General features: G+C 61.6%; 22 protein-coding genes. 15 read left to right on the top strand and 7 right to left on the bottom strand.

The annotated features are described in order from the left end of the window. Nucleotides 1-23: 23 nt before the first annotated feature. From ACLTXB_RS04110 to ACLTXB_RS04095, 4 genes are all read right to left on the bottom strand, one after another. A complete protein-coding gene (locus tag ACLTXB_RS04110) occupies nucleotides 24-1103 on the bottom strand; it encodes a hypothetical protein (RefSeq protein ID WP_428226136.1) in 1080 nt (359 codons plus the stop codon). A gap of 235 nt (nucleotides 1104-1338) precedes the next feature. Beyond that, nucleotides 1339-4029 (bottom strand): phenylalanine--tRNA ligase subunit beta, encoded by a 2691-nt coding sequence (gene pheT / locus ACLTXB_RS04105; RefSeq protein WP_428226135.1) that lies wholly within the window; start codon nucleotides 4027-4029, stop codon nucleotides 1339-1341. A gap of 69 nt (nucleotides 4030-4098) precedes the next feature. After that, nucleotides 4099-5124, bottom strand: a complete 1026-nt coding sequence (gene pheS / locus ACLTXB_RS04100; protein WP_110440003.1) for a phenylalanine--tRNA ligase subunit alpha — start codon at nucleotides 5122-5124, stop codon at nucleotides 4099-4101. A 65-nt stretch (nucleotides 5125-5189) separates the two neighbouring features. Beyond that, nucleotides 5190-5975, bottom strand: coding sequence for a polysaccharide deacetylase family protein (locus ACLTXB_RS04095; protein WP_428226134.1), 786 nt, complete (start codon nucleotides 5973-5975; stop codon nucleotides 5190-5192). Between the two features lie 569 nt (nucleotides 5976-6544). On the opposite strand from ACLTXB_RS04095, the gene ACLTXB_RS04090 reads away from it, so the two are divergent. The 7 genes from ACLTXB_RS04090 (at nucleotide 6545) to ACLTXB_RS04060 (ending at nucleotide 12887) form a co-directional block, all read left to right on the top strand. Then, complete coding sequence (locus tag ACLTXB_RS04090; RefSeq protein ID WP_428226133.1) at nucleotides 6545-7273, top strand: ABC transporter ATP-binding protein; 729 nt, start codon at nucleotides 6545-6547, stop codon at nucleotides 7271-7273. A gap of 24 nt (nucleotides 7274-7297) precedes the next feature. Further along, on the top strand, nucleotides 7298-8215 hold the full coding sequence (locus ACLTXB_RS04085; RefSeq protein ID WP_235395735.1) for a SufB/SufD family protein: 918 nt from the start codon (nucleotides 7298-7300) through the stop codon (nucleotides 8213-8215). 95 nt (nucleotides 8216-8310) lie between these two features. Next, entirely contained in the window at nucleotides 8311-10002 is a 1692-nt protein-coding gene (locus ACLTXB_RS04080) for an NAD(P)H-hydrate dehydratase (protein ID WP_428226132.1), read from the top strand. 24 nt (nucleotides 10003-10026) lie between these two features. Beyond that, nucleotides 10027-10608: a hypothetical protein gene (locus ACLTXB_RS04075; RefSeq protein ID WP_428226131.1), complete on the top strand. Its 582-nt coding sequence runs from the start codon at nucleotides 10027-10029 to the stop codon at nucleotides 10606-10608. Between the two features lie 14 nt (nucleotides 10609-10622). Then, entirely contained in the window at nucleotides 10623-11741 is a 1119-nt protein-coding gene (gene alr, locus ACLTXB_RS04070; protein ID WP_428226130.1) for an alanine racemase, read from the top strand. Nucleotides 11742-11939: 198 nt separating this feature from the next. Next, nucleotides 11940-12311 (top strand): type II toxin-antitoxin system PemK/MazF family toxin, encoded by a 372-nt coding sequence (locus ACLTXB_RS04065; protein ID WP_020989901.1) that lies wholly within the window; start codon nucleotides 11940-11942, stop codon nucleotides 12309-12311. A gap of 66 nt (nucleotides 12312-12377) precedes the next feature. Further along, nucleotides 12378-12887: a hypothetical protein gene (locus ACLTXB_RS04060; RefSeq protein WP_428226129.1), complete on the top strand. Its 510-nt coding sequence runs from the start codon at nucleotides 12378-12380 to the stop codon at nucleotides 12885-12887. A 134-nt stretch (nucleotides 12888-13021) separates the two neighbouring features. Here the strand turns inward: ACLTXB_RS04060 and ACLTXB_RS04055 are convergent, their stop codons facing one another. Further along, a complete protein-coding gene (locus tag ACLTXB_RS04055; RefSeq protein WP_428226128.1) occupies nucleotides 13022-14392 on the bottom strand; it encodes an MATE family efflux transporter in 1371 nt (456 codons plus the stop codon). A 247-nt stretch (nucleotides 14393-14639) separates the two neighbouring features. On the opposite strand from ACLTXB_RS04055, the gene ACLTXB_RS04050 reads away from it, so the two are divergent. The 3 genes from ACLTXB_RS04050 to ACLTXB_RS04040 are packed head-to-tail and all read left to right on the top strand — an operon-like array spanning nucleotide 14640 to nucleotide 16113. Continuing rightward, entirely contained in the window at nucleotides 14640-14945 is a 306-nt protein-coding gene (locus tag ACLTXB_RS04050; RefSeq protein WP_008981684.1) for an STAS domain-containing protein, read from the top strand. A 14-nt stretch (nucleotides 14946-14959) separates the two neighbouring features. Further along, a complete protein-coding gene (spoIIAB, locus tag ACLTXB_RS04045) occupies nucleotides 14960-15397 on the top strand; it encodes an anti-sigma F factor (protein ID WP_428226127.1) in 438 nt (145 codons plus the stop codon). Next, nucleotides 15394-16113 (top strand): sigma-70 family RNA polymerase sigma factor, encoded by a 720-nt coding sequence (locus ACLTXB_RS04040; RefSeq protein ID WP_110440010.1) that lies wholly within the window; start codon nucleotides 15394-15396, stop codon nucleotides 16111-16113. The genes spoIIAB and ACLTXB_RS04040 overlap by 4 nt, the downstream gene beginning before the upstream one ends. A 346-nt stretch (nucleotides 16114-16459) precedes the next feature. Here ACLTXB_RS04040 and ACLTXB_RS04035 read toward each other — a convergent pair whose 3' ends face one another. Together ACLTXB_RS04035 and ACLTXB_RS04030 are read right to left on the bottom strand one after the other, a co-directional pair. Beyond that, on the bottom strand, nucleotides 16460-17164 hold the full coding sequence (locus tag ACLTXB_RS04035; protein WP_020989903.1) for a response regulator transcription factor: 705 nt from the start codon (nucleotides 17162-17164) through the stop codon (nucleotides 16460-16462). Then, nucleotides 17157-18335: a sensor histidine kinase gene (locus ACLTXB_RS04030; RefSeq protein ID WP_008981688.1), complete on the bottom strand. Its 1179-nt coding sequence runs from the start codon at nucleotides 18333-18335 to the stop codon at nucleotides 17157-17159. The genes ACLTXB_RS04035 and ACLTXB_RS04030 overlap by 8 nt, the downstream gene beginning before the upstream one ends. A 217-nt stretch (nucleotides 18336-18552) precedes the next feature. Between ACLTXB_RS04030 and pyrE the strand changes: the two genes are divergently transcribed. The 5 genes from pyrE (at nucleotide 18553) to ACLTXB_RS04005 (ending at nucleotide 23594) form a co-directional block, all read left to right on the top strand. Next, nucleotides 18553-19227 carry an orotate phosphoribosyltransferase gene (gene pyrE / locus ACLTXB_RS04025; RefSeq protein ID WP_008981689.1) on the top strand — a complete coding sequence of 225 codons (675 nt, stop codon included), beginning with the start codon at nucleotides 18553-18555 and terminating at the stop codon, nucleotides 19225-19227. Nucleotides 19228-19402: 175 nt separating this feature from the next. Beyond that, a complete protein-coding gene (locus ACLTXB_RS04020) occupies nucleotides 19403-20092 on the top strand; it encodes a JAB domain-containing protein (RefSeq protein ID WP_235395753.1) in 690 nt (229 codons plus the stop codon). Between the two features lie 110 nt (nucleotides 20093-20202). Continuing rightward, complete coding sequence (gene uvrB, locus ACLTXB_RS04015) at nucleotides 20203-22173, top strand: excinuclease ABC subunit UvrB (RefSeq protein ID WP_235395755.1); 1971 nt, start codon at nucleotides 20203-20205, stop codon at nucleotides 22171-22173. A 32-nt stretch (nucleotides 22174-22205) separates the two neighbouring features. Continuing rightward, entirely contained in the window at nucleotides 22206-22697 is a 492-nt protein-coding gene (ybaK, locus tag ACLTXB_RS04010) for a Cys-tRNA(Pro) deacylase (RefSeq protein ID WP_008981692.1), read from the top strand. A gap of 24 nt (nucleotides 22698-22721) precedes the next feature. Continuing rightward, the gene (locus tag ACLTXB_RS04005; protein WP_428226126.1) at nucleotides 22722-23594 is read left to right on the top strand and encodes a DMT family transporter; all 873 of its coding nucleotides are present in this window, start codon (nucleotides 22722-22724) and stop codon (nucleotides 23592-23594) included. Nucleotides 23595-23612: the final 18 nt, after the last annotated feature.

Here is a 23612-nt window from a genome sequence, read left to right as displayed (position 1 = left end):
TTGGTCTCAGGGCGGGGCTATTTTTATTTCTTCAGAATGGTCTGGGCCAGCTCCTGGGCGGTGCGGTCTACCAGGGAGAAGTCCACGTAGGGGTGGTAGATGGCCTCCAGGTCGTCGTGCATGGCCTTGGCCTGGGCCAGGGAGGCCACGGCCTCCTCCATGAGAGCCTCCCCCACCTTCTGGGCAAAGCGGATGCGGGGGCGGCTGCGGCGCATCAGGTCGCCGCCCACGCCGGTCTCGATGCGTACCCGCCGCCAGGGTTTTTCCGCCGGAGACTGACCGGGGGTGACGGAGAGGAAGGCCAGCCCGGCCTGGGGAATGAGCAGATGGGCCAGACGCTGGGGGGCCATGGGATCGGGGCAGGCCACCACATCATAGCCCTTGGCCACCGCGCCGGAGAGCAGATGGGTAAGCAGCCCATGGGCTAGGCCGCAGCGGTCATGGAGCTCATAGACCTTGGGACACTGAATGAGGGCTGTGTCGTAGAGCGTGATAACCCCCTTGTGGGTGACTGCGCCCAGAAAGCGTTGCTTTACCTGTCCGGGCAGCGCGGGACGAGCTTTCAGCTCCCGGCTGAGAATCCCTTTGGCCCGTTTGGCCAGCCGCTCCTCCAGGGCGGGGGTGGTAAGGGTGGCCCTCAAATCCTCCTGGATGGCTGCCGCCGCACCCAGACACCGATAGGCCCGCTGGTAGCAGGCCTTGTAGCCTGTCATGCAGGACATGAGCTCTCCCTTCACCTCCTGCAACCCTTCTCTCTGATAGGCACGACCCAGGTTGACGTACTCCTCCACCGCACCGGGATATTTGGGCTCGACCACGTGGGGAGCGGTGCCGTCGACGATCGCTACCCCCAGCCGGGGCAGGAGAATGGCGTCCAGGGAGTCGGGATCGCCGGAGCAGAGAGTGTACTCCACCGTTTCGCCCGCCTCCTCGGCCCGGCGGGCCACCTTGCGCATGAGAGTGGACTTGCCGCAGCCAGGGCCGCCTTTCAGGATGTAGAACCGGCTGGCCCGCTCGGGGGGCAGCAGGTGGTCGTAGAGGGAGTAAAAGCCGGAGGGGGAGTTGGCCCCCAGAAAATACTGGATGTGTTTTTCATCCGCCATAGAATCATCGCCGTCCTTTCCAAATCTGCCTCAGACTATGCTGGTTTGGCGGCATCGGTGAAAAAGAGGCAAGAAAAATCCCGGCCGGACAAACGTCTGGCCGGGATTTATATTTTTGGTTGGTGTATCAGGCGAGGAGAACGGGGATTTTCCTACCCGACTACCCTACGGGCGCAGAGGCGAAACGAAGTTTCGCACAAAGTTCTTTGCCAAGCTTTCTTTCAAGAAAGCGGGGTTAGCGGAGGATGGCACCCAGGTCCTTCTCCAGGGCAGCCAGGATGCTCTTCACGTCTTCGTCAGCCTCTTCACTAGTGAGAGAACGGTCGTCGGCGCGGAGCACCAGGCTGAAGGCTACGGACTTCTTGCCCTCGTCCACGCCCTTGCCGCGGTAGATGTCGAAGAGCTTGCAGTCCTTCAGCAGACCCTTGGCGCCCTTGCGGATGCAGTCCTCCAGCGCGCCCACCGTGACGGCCTCGTCGCACACCACGGCGATGTCCCGGGTGACGGCGGGGAACTTGGGCAGGGGGACGTACTCGGGATCGGCGCCCTTGGCGGCCATCAGTTCCTTGAGCTCCAGCTCGGCGCAGTAGAACTGAGCGTCCACGCCGTAGTTCTGAGCCACCAGGGGGTGGACCTGCCCCATTACGCCGATGCGGCGATCACCCACGTAGACATCCGCCACACGGCCGGGATGATAGGAGGGATTGGTCTCACTGGGCACCACAAAGCGGACGTCGGAGGCCCGCAGGTCCTTCAGAATGGCCTCCACGCAGCCCTTCAGGGTGTAGAAGTCCATATCCTCGCCGTAGGCACCCATGGACAGGATCTTGTTCTCCACGGCCAGGCCGTCCTCGCCGCCGGGCAGGTAGATGCGTCCCACCTCGTAGAGGCGCACGTTCTGATTGCGGTAGTTGTAGTTCCGGGTCAGGATCTCCAGCATGGAGGGCAGGACGGTGGTACGCATGATGGAGGTGTCCTCGCCCAGGGGGTTGAGGATCTTGAAGGACTCCCGGCGGGCATCGTCGGCGGCCCAGCGGATCTTATCGTAGCAGGTGGGGGAAATGAAGGAGTAGGTGATGATCTCATCAAAGCCCATGGAGCGGCACACAGAGCCCAGCTGACGCTCCAGCTTCTCCTCCTCGGAGAAGCCGCCCAGGGTGGTCTGACCGCGCATGAGGGTGGTGGGAATGTTGTTGTAGCCGTGGAAACGGGCCACCTCTTCCGCCAGGTCGGCCATGCCGATGACGTCGCCGCGCCAGGAGGGCACGGTCACCTGATCGCCCTCCACCTGGAAGTCCAGCTTCTTGAGGATGGAGACCATCTCGGCCTCACCGATGTCGGTGCCCAGCAGGGCGTTGATCTTCTCAGGCTCCAGCTTGAGAACGCGGGGCTGGGGCACGTAGTTGAGAATGTCGATGGTGCCGTCCAGCACCTCGCCGGCCCCCAGCATCTCCACCAGCTCGCAGGCGCGGTTGACAGCGGGCAGGGTGTTCAGGGGGTCCAGGCCCTTCTCAAACTTGGCGGAAGCCTCGGTACGCATGCCCAGAGCCAGGGCGCCCTTGCGGATGCAGGTGCCGTCGAAGCAGGCAGACTCGAAGACCACGTCCACGGTGTCGGAGACGATCTCGCTGTTCTCGCCGCCCATGATGCCCGCCAGGCCTACGGCCCGGGTCTCGTCGGCGATGACCAGGTGATTGGCGGTGAGCTTGCGCACCTGGCCGTCCAGGGTGGTGAGCTCCTCGCCCTCCTTGGCCCGGCGCACAATGATCTTGCCGCCCTTCACATAGCGGTAGTCAAAGGCGTGCATGGGCTGGCCGTACTCCAGCATGACGTAGTTGGTAATGTCCACGATGTTGTTGATGGGACGCACACCCATGGAGCGCAGACGCTCCCGCATCCACTTGGGGGAGGGGGCGATCTTTACGTTGCGCACCATCCGGGCGGTGTAGCGCTGGCACAGGTCGGAAGCGGGGGTCTCCACGTCCAGTAGCTCCATCAGATTGCCGTCCGCGCCGCCCTTAACCACGGGATCGTGGAGGGTGAGGGGGGCGTTGAAGGTGGCGGCGGCCTCACGGGCCAGACCGATCACGGAGAGACAGTCAGGGCGGTTGGGGGTGATCTCAAACTCCACCACGTGGTCGTCCGCACCGATGACGGGCTTGAGGTCGTCGCCGGGCTTGCAGTCCTCGTTGAGGATAAAGATGCCGTCGGGGATGCAGTGAGGGAACTCGGCCTGCTGGGCGTGGAGGTCCTCCAAAGTGCAGATGGCATTGGCCTTGGTGTTGTAGGCCACCAGGTCCCCATCGTGAAGGTTGGGGCAGGTGGTGGAAGCAGTGCAGGAGCCGTCGCCGGTGTCCAGAGTCACCTCATAGGCGGAGTAGCCGGTGACAGCGATGGCGGCCACCTTGGCGGCCACCACAGGGCCGTAGATCTTGTGGCCGGGCTGAATGTCAGCGGGGATAGAGGGCTTCTCCTTGTCCAGAGGCTTGTAGTCGCCCAGAATGGCGGCAGGGGTAATGACGGCGTAGGGGAAGTCACGCTCGTCCAGGCCCAGCTCGCTGAGACCGCACAGCATGCCGTTGGACACCACGCCGCGCAGCTTGCCCTTCTCGATCTTCTTGCCGCCGGGGAGGGTGGACTTGTGCATGGCAACAGGCACCAGATCGCCCACATGGACGTTCCAGGCGCCGGTGACGATCTGGACAGGCTCTGCCTGGCCCACGTCGATCTGGCAGACCCACATGTGGTCGCTGTTCTCGTGGCGGGCCATCTCCAGCACGCGGCCCACCAGCACGTTGGAAATCTCAGCGCCCAGATCGTAGGTGACCTCCACCTTGGAGCCAGACAGAGTCATGGCCTCGGCAAATTCCTTATCATTGGCCTCAACGGGGACGAACTCGCTGAGCCACTTACGCGATAAATTCATATATGAAAACTCCCTTGTTTTGTTTTGTGGAGGCGCATTCTATGCGCCCGCTGGCAGCAGATCGCAAACTCAGAACTGCTCCAGGAACCGTACGTCGTTCTCGAAGATGAGACGCAGGTCGGCGATTTTGAAGCGGCGCATAGCGGTACGCTCCAGGCCGATGCCGAAAGCCCAGCCAGAGTACTCGTTGGGGTCGATGCCGCTCATCTCCAGCACCCGGGGATGGATCATACCCGCGCCCAGCAGCTCGATCCAGCCCTCGCCCTTACAGGTGGGGCAGCCCACGCCGCCGCACTTGTGGCACTGTACGTCCATCTCGCAGGAGGGCTCGGTGAAGGGGAAGTGGTGGGGACGGAAACGGGTCTTGGTGCCCTCGCCGTAGAGCTTCTCTACCACGGTGTTCAGGGTGCCCTTCAGGTCGGCCATGGTGACGTTCTTGTCGATGACCATGCCCTCCACCTGGTGGAACATGGGGGAGTGGGTGGCGTCCACCTCGTCCTTACGGTAGACGCGGCCGGGGGCGATGATGCGGATGGGCAGCTGCATGGTGTCCATGGCCCGGACCTGCATGGGGGAGGTCTGGGAGCGGAGCATCACCCGGCTGTCCTCGTCAAAGTAGAAGGTGTCGGACCAGTCACGGGAGGGGTGGCCCTCCTCGGCGTTGAGGCGGTCGAAGTTGAGCTCGGCCAGCTCCACCTCGGGGCCGTCCAGCACGGTGAAGCCCATGCCGATGAAGATCTCCTTGATCTCATCCAGAGCGATATACATGGGGTGGCGGTGGCCCTCCTTCACGGCCTTGCCGGGAACGGTGACGTCCAGGGCCTCGGCCTTCAGACGGTCCTCCAGGGCCTTGGCTTCCAGTTCCTTGCCCTTGGCCTCCAGAGCCTGCTCCAGGGCGGCGCGGACCTCGTTGGCCAGCTGGCCCATGGCGGGGCGCTCCTCGGCGGAGAGCTTGCCCATCATCTTCAGCACCGCGGTGAGCTCGCCCTTCTTGCCCAGGTACTGGACGCGCAGGCTGTCCAGCTCGGCAGTGGACTGGGCGCCCTCAAAGGCGGCAAGCGCCTGGGCGCGAATGTTGGCTAACTGTTCTTTCATGGTTCATAACTCCTTTTTTGGATGAAATGGGGACGGCAAAGCGCCGTTCCACAGAGAAAACGATCTCAGGGCGTTCCGCCCAGATGGTGGGCCACCGATTCCTCCATGCTGATGGTGTACCGGGGCAGGTCGTACCGCCCGCCGGAGAGATTGGCCCGGCCATATTTAGTGGTCACCGTCATAGCAAAGCGCTTTTGGAGAAAGTCGCTGGACCATGGCTCCTTTTGGCCGTAGGGATAGGCGAAGTAGAGAACCTTTGTGTTCAGATTCTTCTGGATCAGATCCACACTGGTCTCCAGGTCAGGGAGCACTCGCTGGTCATAGGCCTCCCGGGTCTCGCCCGGCGCGCGCCGGATGCCCCGGGGCTGGTCGTGGTGCAGATCATAGGTGTGGGAGCCAAACTCCACCAGACCCGACGCCTCCATCTCCCGGCACATGTCCCAGGTGAGAAATCCGGGCTCCCCCTGGTCCACCGATTTGGTAACCAGGGCGATGGCCGCCTTGTCTCCAAACTCCTTTAATATGGGAAAGGCCAGGCGGTAGTTGCTCTCGTAGCCGTCATCGAAGGTAATGAGCACCGCCTTCCCTCTGGGAAGGTGGCCCCTTGCCAGCTCCCGGGGGAGCACGCAGGCATAGCCGTGGTCCTTCAGCCACTGCAGGTCCTGCCGAAACCGCCCCGCCGTCACCGTCCAGGTGTTATAGGGCTGACCGTCCTCTACCACATCGTGGTACATGAGGATGGGCAGGGCCTGACCGTTGCCGGAGAGGGCGCTGTCGCCGGTGCAGAAAACCAGGAGCAGCAGGGCCACTGCAGAGCATGCAAACAGGGAACAGATCCGTCGCGTAAACATTGTGTGCCTCCGAAAAAGAAAACAAAAAAGCCTTTCATCCCAATCAATTGGGACGAAAGGCAACCCTTCCGCGGTACCACCCGCATTCGCGTCCTTGGACACGCACTTCATTTCCCGTAACGGCGGAACCACCGTCCCCCTCTCGGGGGCCGCTCCCGGGCGAACCAAGGGGAAGCTTCCCAGGCAGGCTTTCAGCCGGTGACCCGCCCTCTCTGACAGAAGAAAACACCCTATTTTCCCGTTCTTCGCATTTCGACTATGGACTTTTATATCACAAAAAAAGGGAAAAAGCAACCCCCTTTCCCGGAGTAGAGCTGGGAAAAACAAAATCTTAAAAACCTATTTACAAGGTAGGTTTTTAGGGATATAATAGAAACCACTCCAAGGGAAACAGCCCCCCGCGGTTGAAAAAAGCGTAAAAAGAGGGGATCAGCCCCTGGAATCAATAGACAAACCACCGGGAGAGTGGTAAAATAAAAAGACTGCCTGCTAAGGATCTCCCCCGGCGGGCAAACTGAATGTACAACACCGGCTGTGGGGCCGGAAGAGGATAACGGAGGGACAACCCCATGCTAGAGTTACAGCACATCAGCTATGACGTCGAGCAGGACGGCGACAACAAGGGCATCCTGCGGGATATCAATTTGACCATCGACGAGCGCTTTGTGGCCATCACCGGCCCCAACGGGGGCGGTAAGTCCACCATGGCTAAGATCATCGCCGGCATCTATAAGCCCACCGCCGGCCGCATCCTGCTGGACGGGGAGGACATCACCGACCTGGACATTACCCAGCGGGCCCAGCGGGGCATCAGCTTTGCCTTCCAGCAGCCGGTGCGCTTCAAGGGCCTGACGGTAAAGGACCTCATCACCCTGGCCAGCGGCAAGAATATCGGCGTGCCTGAGGCCTGCAACTACCTCTCCGAGGTGGGCCTGTGCGCCAAGGACTACATTGACCGTGAGGTGGACGGCTCCCTGTCCGGCGGCGAGCTCAAGCGCATTGAGATCGCCATGATCATGGCCCGGGGCACCAAGCTGTCCGTCTTTGACGAGCCGGAGGCGGGCATCGACCTGTGGTCCTTCTCCAACCTCATCCAGGTCTTTGAGCACCTGCATGAGAAGATCAACGGCTCCATTCTCATCATCTCCCACCAGGAGCGCATCCTGAACATTGCCGACCGCATCATTGTGCTGGCCGACGGCCAGGTGCGTTCCCAGGGCACCCGGGACGAGATCCTGCCCGAGCTGCTGGGGGCTGCCCCCGGCGTGTGCAGCGCCCTGAGCGACAAGGTAAAGTGAGCAAAGGCTGAGGAGGGACAAGTTATGGACGCAATTCAAAAGAGCCTGCTGGAGCAGGTAGCTGATCTGCACGAAGTGCCCGAAGGGGCCTACAATATCCGGGCCAACGGCCAGAAGGCCGCCCGAAACACCACCGCCAACATCGATATCGTCTCCAAAGAGGACAAGGACGGCATCGACATCATCATTAAGCCCGGCACCAAGAACGAGAGCGTGCACATCCCCGTGGTGCTCAGCCAGAGCGGCCTGCAGGAGACGGTGTATAATGACTTCTTCATCGGCGAGGACTGCGACGTTACCATCGTGGCCGGCTGCGGCATCCACAACTGCGGCGTGCAGAACTCCGAGCACTCCGGCATCCACACCTTCTACGTGGGCAAGAACGCCCGGGTGCGCTACGTGGAGCGCCACTACGGCGAGGGCGACGGCATGGGCGAGAACATCATGAACCCCACCACCGTGGTGGAGATGGACGAGGGCAGCTACATGGAGATGGAGACCACCCAGATCAAGGGCGTGGACTCCACCGTCCGCACCACCAAGGCCACCCTGGGTCCCCGCTCCACGCTGATCATCAAGGAGAAGGTAATGACCCACGGCAAGCAGCTGGCCAAGTCCGACTTTACCGTGGACCTGAACGGTGAAGACTGCCACACCAACGTCATCTCCCGCTCCGTGGCCCGGGAGGACTCCAAGCAGGTGTTCCTGGCCCGCATCAACGGCAACGCCAAGTGCCACGGCCACTCCGAGTGCGACGCCATCATCATGGACAACGGCGTGGTGGCCGCCATCCCCGAGGTGACCGCCAACTGTGTGGACGCCGAGCTCATCCACGAGGCCGCCATCGGCAAGATCGCCGGTGAGCAGCTCATCAAGCTGATGACCCTGGGACTCACCGAGAAGGAAGCCGAGGAGCAGATCGTCAACGGATTTTTGAAGTAAATATTTTGTGGGACGCCCAGGGCGTCCCACTTTTTTTATCCACAGAAACGTGGTACAATGTGCAAAAACGTCCCGGGAGAAAGGAGCGCGGCAGCATGGAGATTCTGGCCAGCACGGCACAGATGAAGGAACTGGACCGCATTGCCATTGAGGAGCGGGGCATTCCATCCCTGGAGCTGATGGAGAACGCCGCCCAGGCGGTAGCCCAGACGGTGATGAATCTGGTTGGAGAGGTCAAACGGCCTGAAAGAAAAAAGGGTGTCCTGGGAGAGGCCACCTCCGTGTGCTTTATGGTGAAAACAGGGGAGGAGCCCACGGCGGAGGAGCAGCGAGAGATGAAAGAGCTGCGCTCTATTGTGGAGTCCAAAAACACCGATCCTACCCAGCGCATCGGTATTTTCTGCGGACCGGGCAACAACGGAGGAGACGGCGTGGCCGCTGCCCGGATCTTGCTGGAGGCAGGATACCGGGTCCGCACCTTTCTGGTGGGAGACCGGGCAAAGATGACGCAGGACGAGCGGGCCATGGAGGAAAAGTTGAGAGAGGCCGGTGGCGAGCTGGAATCCCTGGATCTCAATGACCAGCGCACCACCGTCTGGATGTCCACCTGCGACTGCTTTGTGGACGCCCTGTTCGGGGTGGGGCTTCAGCGCCCACTGGCGGGGGAATTTTTGACTCTGGTGCAGTGGCTCAACCGGATGCACACCCCGGTGGTCTCCTGCGACCTGCCCTCCGGGGTATACGGGGACACAGGAGAAATTCTGGGGGACGCGGTCCAGGCCAAGGTGACCGTCACCTTCACCTGTGCCAAGCCTGGCCTCTATCTGGACGCCGGCGCGGGCCGGGCCGGAGAGGTTCAGGCTGTTGATATTGGCATCCCTTGGGAGCTGCTCAACCGTCAGATTTGGCGCGCTCCGGAGCAAAGCTGGGCCATGCCCGGCGACGTGTGCCGCAATCTTCCCCGCCGCCCGGTGGACGGCCACAAGGGGGACTTTGGCAAGCTGTTTCTTTTGGCGGGCAGCGAGGGCTACACCGGCGCGCCCAACCTGGCCGCCCGGGCAGCCCTGCGCACGGGAGCGGGACTGGTCTTTTTGGGTGTGCCCCGTGAGATCTACCACATCTTGGCTGTCAAGTGTGACGAGGCTATGCCCTTCCCTCTGCCGGAGAAGTACGAAGAAATTCTGGAGAAGGCAAGGGGCTGTGATGTGGCTCTCATCGGACCCGGCCTGGGCCGCCACCCCAAGACCGAGAAGCTGGTGCGCGCCCTGTTGGAGGACCTGGACATCCCTGTGGTGCTGGACGCCGATGGCATAAATGCCTTGGTGGGGCATATAGATATTCTGGACAAACGCTCCGCCCCCACCGTCCTTACCCCCCACGCCGGGGAGTATGCACGGCTCACCGGTACTTCTCTGCCGGTGACGGACCGGCTGAGTGCTGCCCGCTCCTTTGCCAAAGCGCATCACTGTACCGTGGTACTGAAAGGCCACGGAACGGTGACCGCCGCCCCTTCCGGCCAGTGTTGGATCTGCGGGACCGGCAACCCGGGCATGGCCAAGGGAGGCTCGGGGGATGTGCTGTCCGGTATGATCGCCGCCCTGTGGGGGCAGAAGCATTTGGTAGGGCAGTACACGGACCTCTCGGAGCTGGCTGCCTGGGCGGTGTGGTTCCACGGAAAGGCGGGGGACAAGTGCGCCCAGAAGCTGGGGGAGTACGCCATGCTCCCCAGCGACCTGCTGGACACCATTCCCCAGGTGCTGTTGGAGTGTTCTCAGACAGAAATCTGAATCAACCATTTTGGAGGGAACAGCGTGATAAAGCGGCTGCTTTTCCTACCAATGATGTTCCTGCTGCTGACAGGCTGCGGCGGCGGGCAAGAGGGTGAGACCGGGGCGGAGGCCCTGGCGGTAGCCATTCGCGGGGAGTATATGGCCATGACCGGTTACTCTCTCCAGGCTCAGGTGAACGCAGACTACGGCCAGCGGGTCTATGACTTTACCCTGTCTGTCACCAGCGACGGGGAGGAGACCACCGTGGTCATCCGGGAGCCGGGGATGCTCGCCGGGGTCACCGCCCGTATGGATGGGGACAAGGGTACTCTGGAATATGAGGACCTGAGCCTGGAGACCGGATTTCTGGACGGGGAGAGCCTGTCCCCGGTGAGCGCTCTGCCCACCCTGGTGGAGGCCGCCCGCACCCAGTATATCGACCGTTGTACGCTGGCTGACGGGGTGCTGGAGGTACACTGCGCCGACCCGGAGGAGGATGCCGGCACCGGGCGTGAGGTGACCTTGTGGTTTGACACCCAGACCCACGCCCTCACCGGTGGGGAGATCAGTCAGGACGGACGGCGGGTCATTACCTGTGAGATCACGGAATTTACAAAGACATAAAGAAGGAATCAAAGATGGACACCACAAAGATGAGAACCTGGGCGGAGATCGACCTGTCCGCCCTGGAACATAACTACCGGGCTCTGCGCGCCATGCTGCCTGCGGGCTGCCGGTTTTTGGGCGTGTGCAAGGCCAACGCCTATGGCCATGGGGCGGTGCAGGTGGCCCAAAAGCTGGAGCAGCTGGGGGCCGACATGCTGGCGGTGGCCTGTGTGGACGAGGCCAGGGAGCTGCGCCAGGCGGGGATCACCCTGCCCATCCTGTGCCTTGGCAACACTCCTGTGGAACTGGCCCCCATGCTGCTGGAGTATCAGGTGACCCAGGCGGTGGGGGACCTGGCCACCGGACAGGCTCTCTCGGATGCGGCAGTGGCGGCGGGAAAGACGCTCACCATCCATGTGAAGCTGGACACCGGCATGAGCCGCCTGGGTTTCCTTTGGCAAGGGGAACAGACCGCCCAGGAAATCGCCTGGCTGTGCGCGCTGCCCGGCCTGAAGGCGGAGGGAATGTTCACCCATTTTGCCGACGCCGACAGCAGCGAGGAGTACACCATGGGGCAGCTCACCAAGTTTCTGGATGCTAAGCAGACCTTGGAAAAGATTGGGGTTACCTTTCAAATTTGCCATTGCGGGGCCAGCGGGGCTGTGCTAAACTATCCCTGTACCCATATGGACATGGTGCGCCCCGGTATTGCCCTGTACGGTTACTATCCCGCTCCTGAGATGGAGGGGCTGGACGGCCCGGGTTTGCGCCCGGTGATGACGGTGAAAAGCCGCATCGCCGCTGTGCGAGAGCTGCCTGCCGGTACCTGTGTCAGCTACGGCAGAACTGCCGTTTTGAAGCGGGATTCCAAGCTGGCGGTGGTGCCCATCGGCTACGGCGACGGCTATCCCCGCAGCCTGTCCAACCGCATGGTTATGGAAATCCACGGCGTTCCCTGTCCCATTGTGGGCCGGGTGTGCATGGATATGTGTATGGTGGACGTCACCGATCTGCCCGACGTGAAGCCGGGCGACATCGCGCTGGTCTACGGCCCGGAACTGACTGAAAAAGCGGCCGACTTGACGGGCACCATTGTCTACGAGCTTCTCTGCGACCTCAATCCCCGCGTTCCCAGGATCTATCTGCCCTGAGTGCCCAGCCGCCCTTGGGCGGCATAGGATGGTGTGGAGCGGCAGGCTGTCCGCCTGCGGCAGGGAAGGCGCGGAGGCGAAAATTTTCTGACCCCAGCGACGTATAATCCCCTCTGCCCCGTGGGAGAATCATAGTACAGCGTTACATAAAGGACCGGGAAGGCCCTGTAACGCGTACTATTTTCCAGCGGAGTGTGAATGTACGTGGACAACAGTGTGAAACGAGGCGACATTTTTTACGCCGATCTCAGCCCGGTGGTGGGCAGTGAGCAGGGCGGCGTGCGTCCGGTGCTCATCGTGCAGAACGACACCGGAAACCGCCACAGCCCCACTGTCATCGCTGCGGCCATTACCTCCCAGACCGGGAAGGCCAAGCTGCCCACCCATATCCCTCTCTCCGCCCTCAGCTGCGGATTGCCCAAGGACTCCATCGTCCTGCTGGAGCAGATCCGCACCCTGGATAAGCGCCGTCTGCGGGAGCACATGGGGAAGGTGGATGAGAAGGCGATGAAAAAGGTAGATAACGCCATCGCGGTCAGCTTTGGACTCCATCCGGAGACCATGGTGTAGACCGGGAGGGAAACCGCCTGCGGGCGGTTTACATAGGAAACGCGACGATAAAAGGAGTACATCAGAATGAAAAAGATGGGAACCTGGAAGATCCGCCTGGCTGCCTTCTGTCTGGCCGGCACCTGTCTGGCGGCAGGAGCGGGAGCGCTGGCGGCCGGAGACCAGAACGACCCCCTGGTCACCCTGAGCTATCTCACCCAGACGGTGCTCCCGGATTTGGTGAAGTCCACCCAGGACAAGGCAGACGCCAAGGCGCAGGAGCTGACTACCCAGTTTGAGCAGCTGGCGGGCCAGTCGGGCACTGGCGGCAGCGCCTCCTACCAGGTGGTCACCCTGTCTGCGGGCCAGCGGATGAATTTGGGCCTGGGAGCGGAGGTTATGCTCCGAGTGGGCAGCGCCACGGCCGGCGCGGCGGTGAATCCCGCTCTGGTGGATACCACCACCGGGGAGAACCTCAATCACGGCGGCGCCCTGGTACAGAATCACCTGTACATGGCCACCATGACCGACCACTACATCACCGCCGGCGACAGCACGGTGAAGGTCCTGGTGCGCGGCTCTTTTTCGCTTTCTTAACCTACTTTTCTTGAAAGAAAAGTAGGCAAAAGAACTTTGGCGCGAAACTGCGTTTCGCTTCTGGGTGAAACCAGAAGAACATTCTTAATAAACAGAATAAAAAATCGGCGAACCAAGTTTGGTTCGCCGATTTTTTATGCCTGTTTGGGAGGAGGACCGTCCTCGCTGGACAGGTGATAGCCGATGCCTCGCCGCTCCAGCAGGTAAACGGTGGAGTGGAAGAGGACAATGACCACCCAGCCAAGGCCGGTGGACAGGGCCACCGCGTCCAATCCCATAGCGCCTACCAGCAGATAGGTGCCGATCACCCGCACCACGATCTGTAAGGTGGTGCCGAAGAAGGTGATGTTCATGCGGCCGATGCCGCGGTAGTGGCCCACATAGGAGTGGCCGATGAAGGAGAGGAAGTAGAACCAGGCCATAAGCTGGAGATAGGAGACGCCCAGGGGGATGCTCTGCAGGTCGTCCCCCAAAAACAGGGACACCATGGGCTGGGCAAAGAAGCCCAGCAACAGGGAGAAGCCAAGACCGATGGCGGTAGTGATGGCAAAGCCCTGGAGAAATCCCCGGTTGGCCCGTCGGTACTGCTTGGCTCCCTGGTTCTGGGCCACAAAAATGGCGATGGCCTCACAGGCGCTGATACCGAAGGCCTGGGTGAAGTTTTCCACCCGGGTGGTGGCGGTAAAGGCGGAAATGGCGTCGGTACTGATGCCGTTGACCGCGCTCTGGATCATCAGCTTGCCCAGGTACAGGCTGGACTGCTGGAGGGCGGCCACCGCGGCATAGCTGGTGGTCAGCCGCATGAGCATGGGCTCCAGCTGCATGTCCGTTTTTCGGATGCGCAGGAAGGAGAGCTTTTTGCGCATGTAGGCAAGGCACAGCAGGGCGGAGAGCAGCTGGGCGCTGGAGGTGGCCAGGGCAGTGCCTACAATGCCCAGCTTCATTTGGGCCACCAGGATCCAGGCGGCAAGGAGATTGTACCCCAGGGAGGCCAAGAGGAAGTACAGGGCCGCCTTGGTGTTGCCGATGGCCCGCAGGGTGGAGGCAAGGTAGTTATAGGCGAAGGTAAAGAGCATGCCCACCAGAATGACCCGCAGATAGGCGGTGGTGTCCGCCATCAGCTCATCCGGGGTGGAAATGAGCCGGAGCAGCTGGGGCAGGAACAGCTGGGTCAGGGTGACGGCCACCAGGGTGGTGCCGCCAATGAGCACGCCGGAGACAAACAGCTGCCGGCGCAGGCGGGGAAAGTTGCGCTCCCCGAAGAACCGGGCCACCAGCACGGATGCGCCCATGCAGGCTCCGGTAATGACATAGATGAACAGGTTCATCACGCTCTCGGCCACACCAAGAGCCGCAAAGGCATCGCCGCCGATGTAGTGGCGCACGATGAGGGAGTTGATGATGTTGTACAGCTGCTGGAGCACATTGGCCGCCAGCAGAGGCAGACACAGCCGGATGAGCTGGCTGGTGATGGGGCCGGAGGTGAGATGGATCTGTTTGGACACGGTAGGACCTCCCGGGGCCGCGGGGGCGGCGGATTCCTTTTCATCATACCGCCCGGAGCGAAATTTGTAAACCGCTGTTTCCACAGCCTGCCCGAAACGGTGGAAAAAATACGCTGCCCGTCCCGGGGCGACAGAATACAGGGGAATGTGACGGGGGACATGCCCTATAATCGGAAGCGTCCCGGCTGAAAGGCCGCGGACGCTTTGATTTTGCCCCGCCCGGCGGGAGGGGAGAGGAGAGAATACCATGGCAGTGACCTGTACAGAAGAGGGACGGCACCTGACCGCCGCCGTCACCGGCGAGCTGGATCACCACCGAGCCAAGGAGGTCATGGAGGAGCTGGACCGGCAGATCGACGCGGCTCTGCCCCGCACCCTGACCCTGGACCTGGGGGGCCTGACCTTTACCGACAGCTCGGGCATCGCGGTTTTGCTGCGGGCCAGCCGCCGCATGGCCCAGATCCAGGGCACCATGACGGTGGTCCATACCCCTCAGCAGGCGCAGAGAGTGTTTGATACCGCGGGCCTGAACAAGCTCGTTCGCTTCCAATGAAAGAGGGGATACATATGAAGGTGGAAAATTACGTGACCCTGGAGTTCTCCAGCCGCTCGGCCAACGAGGGGTTTGCCCGCACGGCGGCGGCCTGCTTTGCCGCTCAGCTGGACCCCACTCTGGAGGAGATCAACGACATCAAGACCGCCGTCAGCGAGGCGGTGACCAACGCCATTGTCCACGCCTACCCCGACCGGTTGGGGAAAATAGTCAAGAAGCTGCGCTTCCGGGCGGGCAATGAGCTGGAGATCGTGGTGAAGGACTGGGGGGTGGGCATCGCCGACGTGGAGCAGGCCCGTACCCCTCTGTTCACTACCGGCAGCGAGGAGCGCTCCGGCATGGGCTTTACCATCATGGAGAGCTTTATGGATACGCTGCGGGTGCGCTCCACCCCAGGGAAGGGGACCACCGTCACTATGCGGCGGCAGATCGCCCGCCGTCTGGGGCGATGAGCGGCACGGCCACCGCACCGGAACTGCTGCAGGCCGCCCGGGAAGGGGACAACCGGGCCTGTGAACAGGTGTTGGAGGAAAATAACGGCCTCATCTGGTCGGTGGTGCGGCGCTACTACGGCCGGGGGGTAGAGCCGGACGACCTGTACCAACTGGGTTGCCTGGGGTTTTTGAAGGCGGTGCGGGGCTTTGACCCTGCCTTCGGCACCCAGTTTTCCACCTACGCGGTGCCCAAGATTGCCGGGGAAATTCGACGCTTTTTGCGGGATGACGGGGCGGTGAAGGTGAGCCGGGGACTCAAGGAGCAGGGAGCTCTCATCCGGGGGGCGCGCAGCCAGCTGTGGAGCACCCTGGGGCGGGAGCCCGCCCTGTCCGAACTGGCCCAGGCGACCGGACTGACCCCGGAGGAAATCGCTGCCGCCGAGACCGCCGCCGACCCGGTGGTCTCCCTCCAGGCCGAAACGGGAGAGGGCGGGCTGACCCTGGAGGGGGTGCTCAGTGCCGGCGGTATGGAGGAGGGGCTGGTGGAGCGCATCGCCCTGCGGGGAGCGCTGGAGCAGCTGCCGGAGCGGGAGCGGGAGGTGCTGCTGCTGCGCTACTACAAGGGGCTCACCCAGACCAACACCGCCCGGGTGCTTGGGGTGTCCCAGGTGCAGATCTCCCGGCTGGAGCGCCGGGCCGTGGACCGGCTGCGCCAGGTACTGCTGCCGCCTTAGCAGAGACGAAGGGCCGCTTTTTGCAAAAAAAGGCGGCCCTCTTTTGGCGGAAAGAGGGCCGCGGATGGATGCCGGGCGTGGAGGACTTGGCCGGCCGGGTTTTGGAGAGAGAAGAAAACCGCCGGCACACACGCCTGGATGGGGGACGTCTGAAGGGAAGTGAGGGACCCTCAGACGCTGGCTATGTAAAGCCGGTTGACGGGCCGGAAGGGGACCCGTTCAACAAAGTCCATTATAGACTCCGGGAGATAAACGCGGCGTTAATGTAAGAATTTCTGCTGTTAAAATGTTGTAAAGGGCCCCGGCGCAGAGCGTGCGCCGGGGCCCAAAGCAGTGTATAAGAGAGTCAATCTTCCAGCATCCGGTAGCCGATGCCCAGCTCGGTGAGGACATATTTGGGGTCGGAGGGATTCTCCTTGAGCTTGCGGCGGATGTTGGCCATGTTCACCCGGAGGATCTGATTGCTGGTGCCGCCGTAGGGGCCCCAGACATGCTCCAGAATGAAATCATAGGTGAGGACCTTGCCCGCATGGATGCACAAAAGCTCCAGGATCTTGAACTCGTTCTGGGTGAAGTGAATCTCCTCTCCGTCCAGCAGCACCTGGTGCTTAGCGATGTCCACCGTCAGGTCCTTGATATGGTACACGTCCTTCTGGGAGCCCTGGGACAGCTTGAGCCGGTCACTGCGGCGCAGAGTGGTGCGGATGCGGGCCAGCAGCTCGGAGACGCCGAAGGGCTTTACGATGTAGTCATCTGCCCCCATGTCCAGAGCCTTCACCTTCTCCGACTCCCGGTCTCGGGCAGAGATGATGATGACAGGGGTCTCCTGAGGCAGGCCGCTGACCTCCTTCAGAATGTCCATGCCGTCCATGTCGGGCAGACCCAGATCCAGCAGGATGAGGTCAGGGCCGTGGGAGAAGAACAGGGACAGGCCCTCCTTGCCGCTGAAGGCGGGGATGGCCTTGTAGTCGTTGGCGGTGAGGGCGCGGCAGATAAAGTTGCTGATAGTCTTTTCATCCTCGATGACGAGGATCACACGTTTTTCATTCATCGTTGGTTTCCTCCAGTGGCAGGCCAAAACGGAAGACTGCTCCGCCCTCCGGGTCGTTGCCGGCGGCAAAGAAGCCGTTGTGGGCTTTGATGATGCTTTGACACACAGAAAGTCCGATACCCATTCCCCGGGACGAGTCGTCGGAGAGCCGGGCGGACAGGGGACGGCCCGACTGCACCGCCTGGCGCACCTCTGGGGAGATGCCCTTTCCCCGGTCCCGCACCTCCACCACCGCCCAGTCATCCTGGCGGAACAGGTGCAGGCGGATGTGGTCGTGGTCGCCGGAATGGCGGATGGCGTTTTCCAGCAGGTTGACCATCACCTGTTTGATGAGCATGGGCTCCATGGGGAGATAGAGAATATCCTCCGACAGCTCCAGGGAGATGTGGTAGGCGGGGAAGCGGCGGCGGATGGTGAGCAGGGCGTCGCCGGCCACCTCCTCCAGCATCTCCTCCTGCTTGTTGAGAGGCATCACGCCGTCCCGGATTTTTGTAATAGACAGCAGGTTTTCCACCATGGCAATGAGGGAGTCGGCGTCGCTTTTGATGTCCTGGACCAGGGAGAGATTTTTCTCCGAGTTTTTGACCTCGTCGGCGGAGAGCAATACAGTGGCGGCGCCGGAAATAGCGGTGAGGGGGGTGCGCAGGTCGTGGGACACCGCACGCAGGATGTTGCCCCGGATGGCCTCCCGGTCGGCCTCCAGCTGGATGGCGTTTTTCTCCTCGTTGAGGCGGGCATTGAGCTCGTAGAGCGTTTTGGTGTTCTGTTCCCGCTTGATGGCCTCAATGGCCTGGAGCTTTACTCGGGAGGTGAGGGCGCACACCACCGAGGAGATGGCCACCATGCTCACCATGGCCACCGGGTAGCCCGCGTAGCTCAGGGAGAAGACCCGGTAGGGGAACATGAAGTAGTAGTTGATACAAAATCCGCCCACCAGAGAGGCGGCAATGCCGTATGCGTAGCCGTCGGTCAGGGAGGAGATACAGACCACCGCCAGCACAAAAACCAGAGCGGAGTTATTTTCCGCGCCGGTATGGCCCAGCAGGATGCTGCTGACCACATAGGCGATGCACAAAAACAGAAGAGTGACCAGCAGATTCCGGGGAACTGACGGAAGAAAGCCTATGGCTTTGGATAGGGCAGCGTACATACGGGTCAATGTTTTCGGCATACCGCGGTTCCTTTCTCCCCAAAGGGTATGGAGATGGATTTGATTCCATTATAGCAGGAAGCCGCGGGTCCGTAAAGGGAGAGAACCTGAGAGGCGAGAAGGAGGAAAAAACAGGGTAGAATTCCTTGTCTGACGGGGCATTAAGTGGTATAATACAATGATTTCTCATGGGCGCTGCGCCCTGTCAAATAGAAAAAAGAACTGTGAGGGAACAACGATGACTTATCGGGAAGAATTTATTACCTTTATGGTGCGCTCCGGCGTGCTGACCTTCGGGGACTTTACCACCAAGTCCGGCCGCAAGACCCCCTACTTTGTCAACACCGGCAACTATAAGACCGGCGCCCAGGCTGCCAAGCTGGGCGACTACTACGCCGCCTGCATCCAGGAGCACATGCCCGAGGGCATCACCTGCCTGTTTGGCCCCGCCTACAAGGGCATCCCTCTGGCGGTGTCCGCCGCCGCCTCCCTGTACCGCAACTATGACCGGGACCTGCCCTACTGCTTCAACCGCAAGGAGGCCAAGGACCACGGCGAGGGCGGCTCCATGGTGGGCTACAAGCCCCAGGACGGGGACAACGTGGCCATCATCGAGGACGTGGTCACCGCCGGCACTGCTGTGCGGGAGTCCATTGAGCTCTTTAAGCACGTGGCCAACGTGAACATGAAGGCCCTGTTTGTCTCGGTGGACCGCATGGAGCGGGGTACCCGTGACTGCTCCACCCTGGACGAGCTGCGTGAGGACTACGGCATCCAGGTCTTCCCCATCGTCACCGTGCGTGAGGTCATCGACTTCCTCCACAATAACCCCGTGGACGGCAAGGTCTACATCGACGACGAGATGAAGGCCAAGATGGAAGCTTATCTGGAGCAGTACGGAGCGAAGGGCTAAGAAAAAATCTTATCGTCCCCCTCGGAGAGCGGAGGGGGGCCTCCGGGGGGAACTGGTGCCCCCCGGAAAACGCGGGCGATCCCCGCAGGGATCGCCCGCGTTTTGGATGGAGGCTTATCTGGAGCAGTACGGCGCAAAGAAGTAAGCGTTTTTAGAGAGAAAGGAGCGATTCCTCATGGCCAGTCATACCGGTCACCGTCAGCGGATGAAAGCGGAATTTCTGGCCCGGGGCATCGAGGGCTGGCCCGACCACCGAGTGCTGGAGCTGCTGCTCTTCTACTCTATCCCTCAGGGGGATGTAAACGGCCTGGCCCATGACCTGATTGAGCAGTTCGGCTCTCTGTCCGGTGTGCTGGATGCGTCGGTGGAGGAGCTGCGCAAGGTAAAGGGCGTTGGGGAGCACACGGCCGTGCTACTGCGGATGCTGCCCGCCCTGTTGGGCCGCTATCAGGCCAGCCGCACCCGGCTCAGCGACATCATCAACAGCGCCGACGACGCTTACCCCTGGCTGGAGCCCTACTTCTTCGGGGCCCGGAACGAGATGGTGTACGTTCTGTGCCTGGACGGCAAGCGCCAGGTGCTGGGCGTGCGGAAGGTGGCCGAGGGCAGCATCGAAATGGCCGAGATGAACGCCCGGCGCATTGCCGAGGAGGCCATGGGCCTGCGGGCCGCCCGGGTCTATGTGGCCCACAACCACGTGAGCAACCTGGCCATCCCATCCCAGGCCGACTGGCTGACCACCGATACCCTGCGGGCCATTCTGGCTCCCATCGGCATTGAGCTGGTGGACCACCTGGTCTTTGTGGACGGAGACATGGTATCCATGGGCGAGAGCCGAAAGCTGCGGGGACTGAAATTTGTGTAAGATTTGCGCCTCTCCCGGAAAACTAGGGGAGAGGCGCAAGTTTTGGTTGCCGTAGAACATTAGTTCTGATATAATGATAGGACGAGACATCGGGCAGAGGAGGGGACGACATGCCGAAATTTGAAGTGGTTTCTGAGTACACCCCGTCGGGTGACCAGCCTCAGGCCATTGAGGCCCTGTCCCAGGGCATCGAGATGGGCCTGGATGAGCAGACCCTGCTGGGCGTTACCGGTTCGGGCAAGACCTTCACCATGGCCAAGATCATTGAGCAGGTCCAGCGGCCCACCCTGGTGCTGGCCCACAACAAGACCCTGGCCGCCCAGCTGTGCGCCGAGTTTAAGGAGTTTTTCCCCAACAACGCGGTGGAATATTTCGTCTCCTACTACGACTACTACCAGCCCGAGGCCTATATCCCCCACACCGATACCTTTATCGAGAAGGACTCTGCCATCAACGAGGAAATTGACCGCCTGCGGCTCTCTGCCACCGCCTCCCTGCTGGAGCGGCGGGACGTGATCGTGGTCTCCTCCGTGTCCTGCATCTACGGCCTGGGCGAGCCGGAGGACTTTGCCAAGATGATGGTCTCCCTCCGGGTGGGAGATATCCTGGAGCGGGACGAGTTTTTAAAACGGTTAGTCTCCATCCGCTACGAGCGCAACGACATTGCCTTTGAGCGCAACATGTTCCGGGTGCGGGGGGACACGGTGGAGGTGTGGCCCGCCTACTGGAAGGACACCGCCATCCGGGTGGAGTTTTTTGGGGATGAAATCGACCGCATCTCGGAAATCAACGTGGTCACCGGCTCCCCCATCCGCAAACTCAGCCATATCCCCATCTGGCCCGCCACCCACTATGTCACTCCCAAGGAGAAGATGGACGCTGCTGTCCAGGAGATCTATAAGGAGCTGGAGGAGCGGGTGGCCTACTTTGAGAAGGAGGGCAAGCTCATCGAGGCCCAGCGCATCAAGCAGCGCACCATGTACGACGTAGAGATGATGCAGGAGCTGGGCTACTGCTCCGGCATTGAGAACTACTCCCGGGTCATTGAGGGCCGCCCGGTGGGCTCCCCGCCCCATACTCTGCTGGACTACTTCCCCAAGGACTTTGTGCTGTTTATCGACGAGAGCCACGTCACCCTGCCCCAGGTGCGGGCCATGTACAACGGCGACCGGGCCCGAAAGAATACCCTGGTGGACTACGGCTTCCGTCTGCCCTGCGCCTACGACAACCGGCCGCTGAAATTTGAGGAGTTTGAAAAGCGGCTCAACCAGGTGATCTACGTCTCTGCTACCCCCGGCGAGTACGAGCGCACCCGGTCGGGCCAGATCGTGGAGCAGGTCATTCGTCCCACCGGTCTGCTGGACCCCAAGATCGAGGTGCGGCCGGTGGAGGGCCAGATCGACGACCTCATCGGCGAGATCAACGCCCGCACCGCCCGGAAAGAGCGGGTACTGGTCACCACCCTCACCAAGAAGATGGCGGAGGACCTCACCGATTACTTGCAGAACAACGGCATCAAGGTGCGCTATATGCACCACGATGTGGACACCATGGAACGTATGGAGATCATCCGGGACCTGCGCTTGGGTACCTTCGACGTGCTGGTGGGTATCAACCTGCTGCGTGAGGGCCTGGACCTGCCCGAGGTGTCCCTGGTGGCCATTCTGGACGCGGACAAGGAGGGCTTCCTGCGCAGCGAGACCTCCCTCATCCAGACCATCGGCCGTGCCGCCCGAAACGCTGAGGGCATGGTGGTCATGTACGCCGATACTATCACACCCTCTATGCGACGAGCTATCGACGAGACGGAACGCCGCCGCCAAAAGCAGGACGCCTACAACAAGGAGCACGGCATCGTGCCCAAGACGGTCATCAAGTCGGTGCGGGACCTGCTGGAGATCTCCGCTCCGGCGGACGAGCCCTCCCAGACCCGCCAGGGCCGGGTGAAGGCCATGAGCAAGCAGGAGAAGGCCGCCGAGATCGCCCGCCTGGAGAAGGCAATGAAAGAAGCTGCAAAAATGCTGGAGTTTGAATTGGCTGCTACCCTGCGGGATCAGATCATTGAATTGCGTGGGCAGTGAGCGTAAGCATATCAACAAAAGGAATGAGATCCATGGCAAAGCAGAAAGAAGAAAAGACCAACGTCATGCGCATTTTGGAGCAGAAGGGCATCCCCTTCACCCCCCACACCTATCCCCACGAGGAGGGGGTGGCGGTGGACGGGGCAAGTGTAGCCCGTTCCCTGGGCCAGGACCCGGAGTGTGTGTTCAAGACTCTGGTGGCCCGGGGTGCCTCCAAGGCTATCTATGTGTTTGACATCCCTGTGGAAGATACTCTGGACCTGAAAAAGGCGGCTAAGGCGGTGGGGGAGAAGTCCATTGCCATGCTCCACCAGAAGGAACTGCTGCCCCTCACCGGCTACGTCCACGGGGGCTGTTCCCCGGTGGGGATGAAGAAGCAGTATCCCACCGTGTTCCACGAGACGGCGGAGATTATCGATACCATCATGGTGTCCGCCGGGAAGATCGGCTACCAGGTGCAGCTCAACCCCGCGGACCTCATCGCCCTGGTGGGGGGCACCACCGCCGATGTAACGGTGGAATAATTCTGCTTTGTGGAGGGAAGCTGGATGAAGGAGACACAGCAGCGGGGCGGCGCCGGTCTGGTATTGGCCGGAGCTAGCCTGTTGGGGCTTATTGGTCTCTTCAACCGGGCCCTGCTGGGAGCCGGGTTAGGGCCGGAGAGCATCGTGCTGGTGCGCAACCTGGGCGGCCTTGTGGCGCTGGCTCTGGTGCTGGCGGTGTGGAAGCGGGAGGCCTTCCGGGTGCAGGGAAAGCATCTGGGGTGGTTTTTCGGCACTGGAGTGGTGAGTGTGGTGTTCTTCACCTGGTGCTATTTCAGCTGCCAGGAGCAGTGCTCCCTGGCGGTGGCCGCCATTTTGCTCTATACCTCCCCCGCCTTTGTGGTGCTGCTGTCCGCCCTGCTGTGGCGGGACAAGATCACAAAGCGCAAGCTTCTCGCCCTGGGGCTCACCTTCTTTGGCTGCGCCTGTGTGGCGGGCACCTGGAGCGGCGAGGCCAGCCTGACGGGGCAGGGCCTGCTGCTGGGGCTGGGAGCCGGATTTTTCTACGCTCTGTACTCCATCTTCGGCCGTTTTGCCCTGCGCCACTACGGTCCATATACAGTCACCCTGTACACCTTCGTCTTTGCCGGTTTGGCCGCCCTGGTGTTCCTGCACCCAGGAGAGCTGGCCGTGCTTACCACCCAGCCCAAGCTGCTGGGAGCCGCCGCTGCTCTGGTGGTGGTGTCCACTGTACTGCCCTACCTGCTGTATACCGCGGGGCTGGCCCGGATCGACAGCGGCAAAGCTGCCATCCTGGCCTCCGTGGAGCCGGTGGTGGCCGCCTTGGTGGGGGTGCTGGTGTTTCATGAGGCCATGGACATTTCCACCGCCCTGGGTGTGGTGAGCATCCTGGCGGCAGTGGTGCTGCTGCGAGAGTAACTAACTTCCCCCGCCTGG

This window comes from Flintibacter sp. (genome assembly GCF_046973065.1).
The sequence above is the reverse complement of the archived record's forward strand: the minus strand, read 5'-3'. Positions and strand labels throughout refer to the sequence as shown.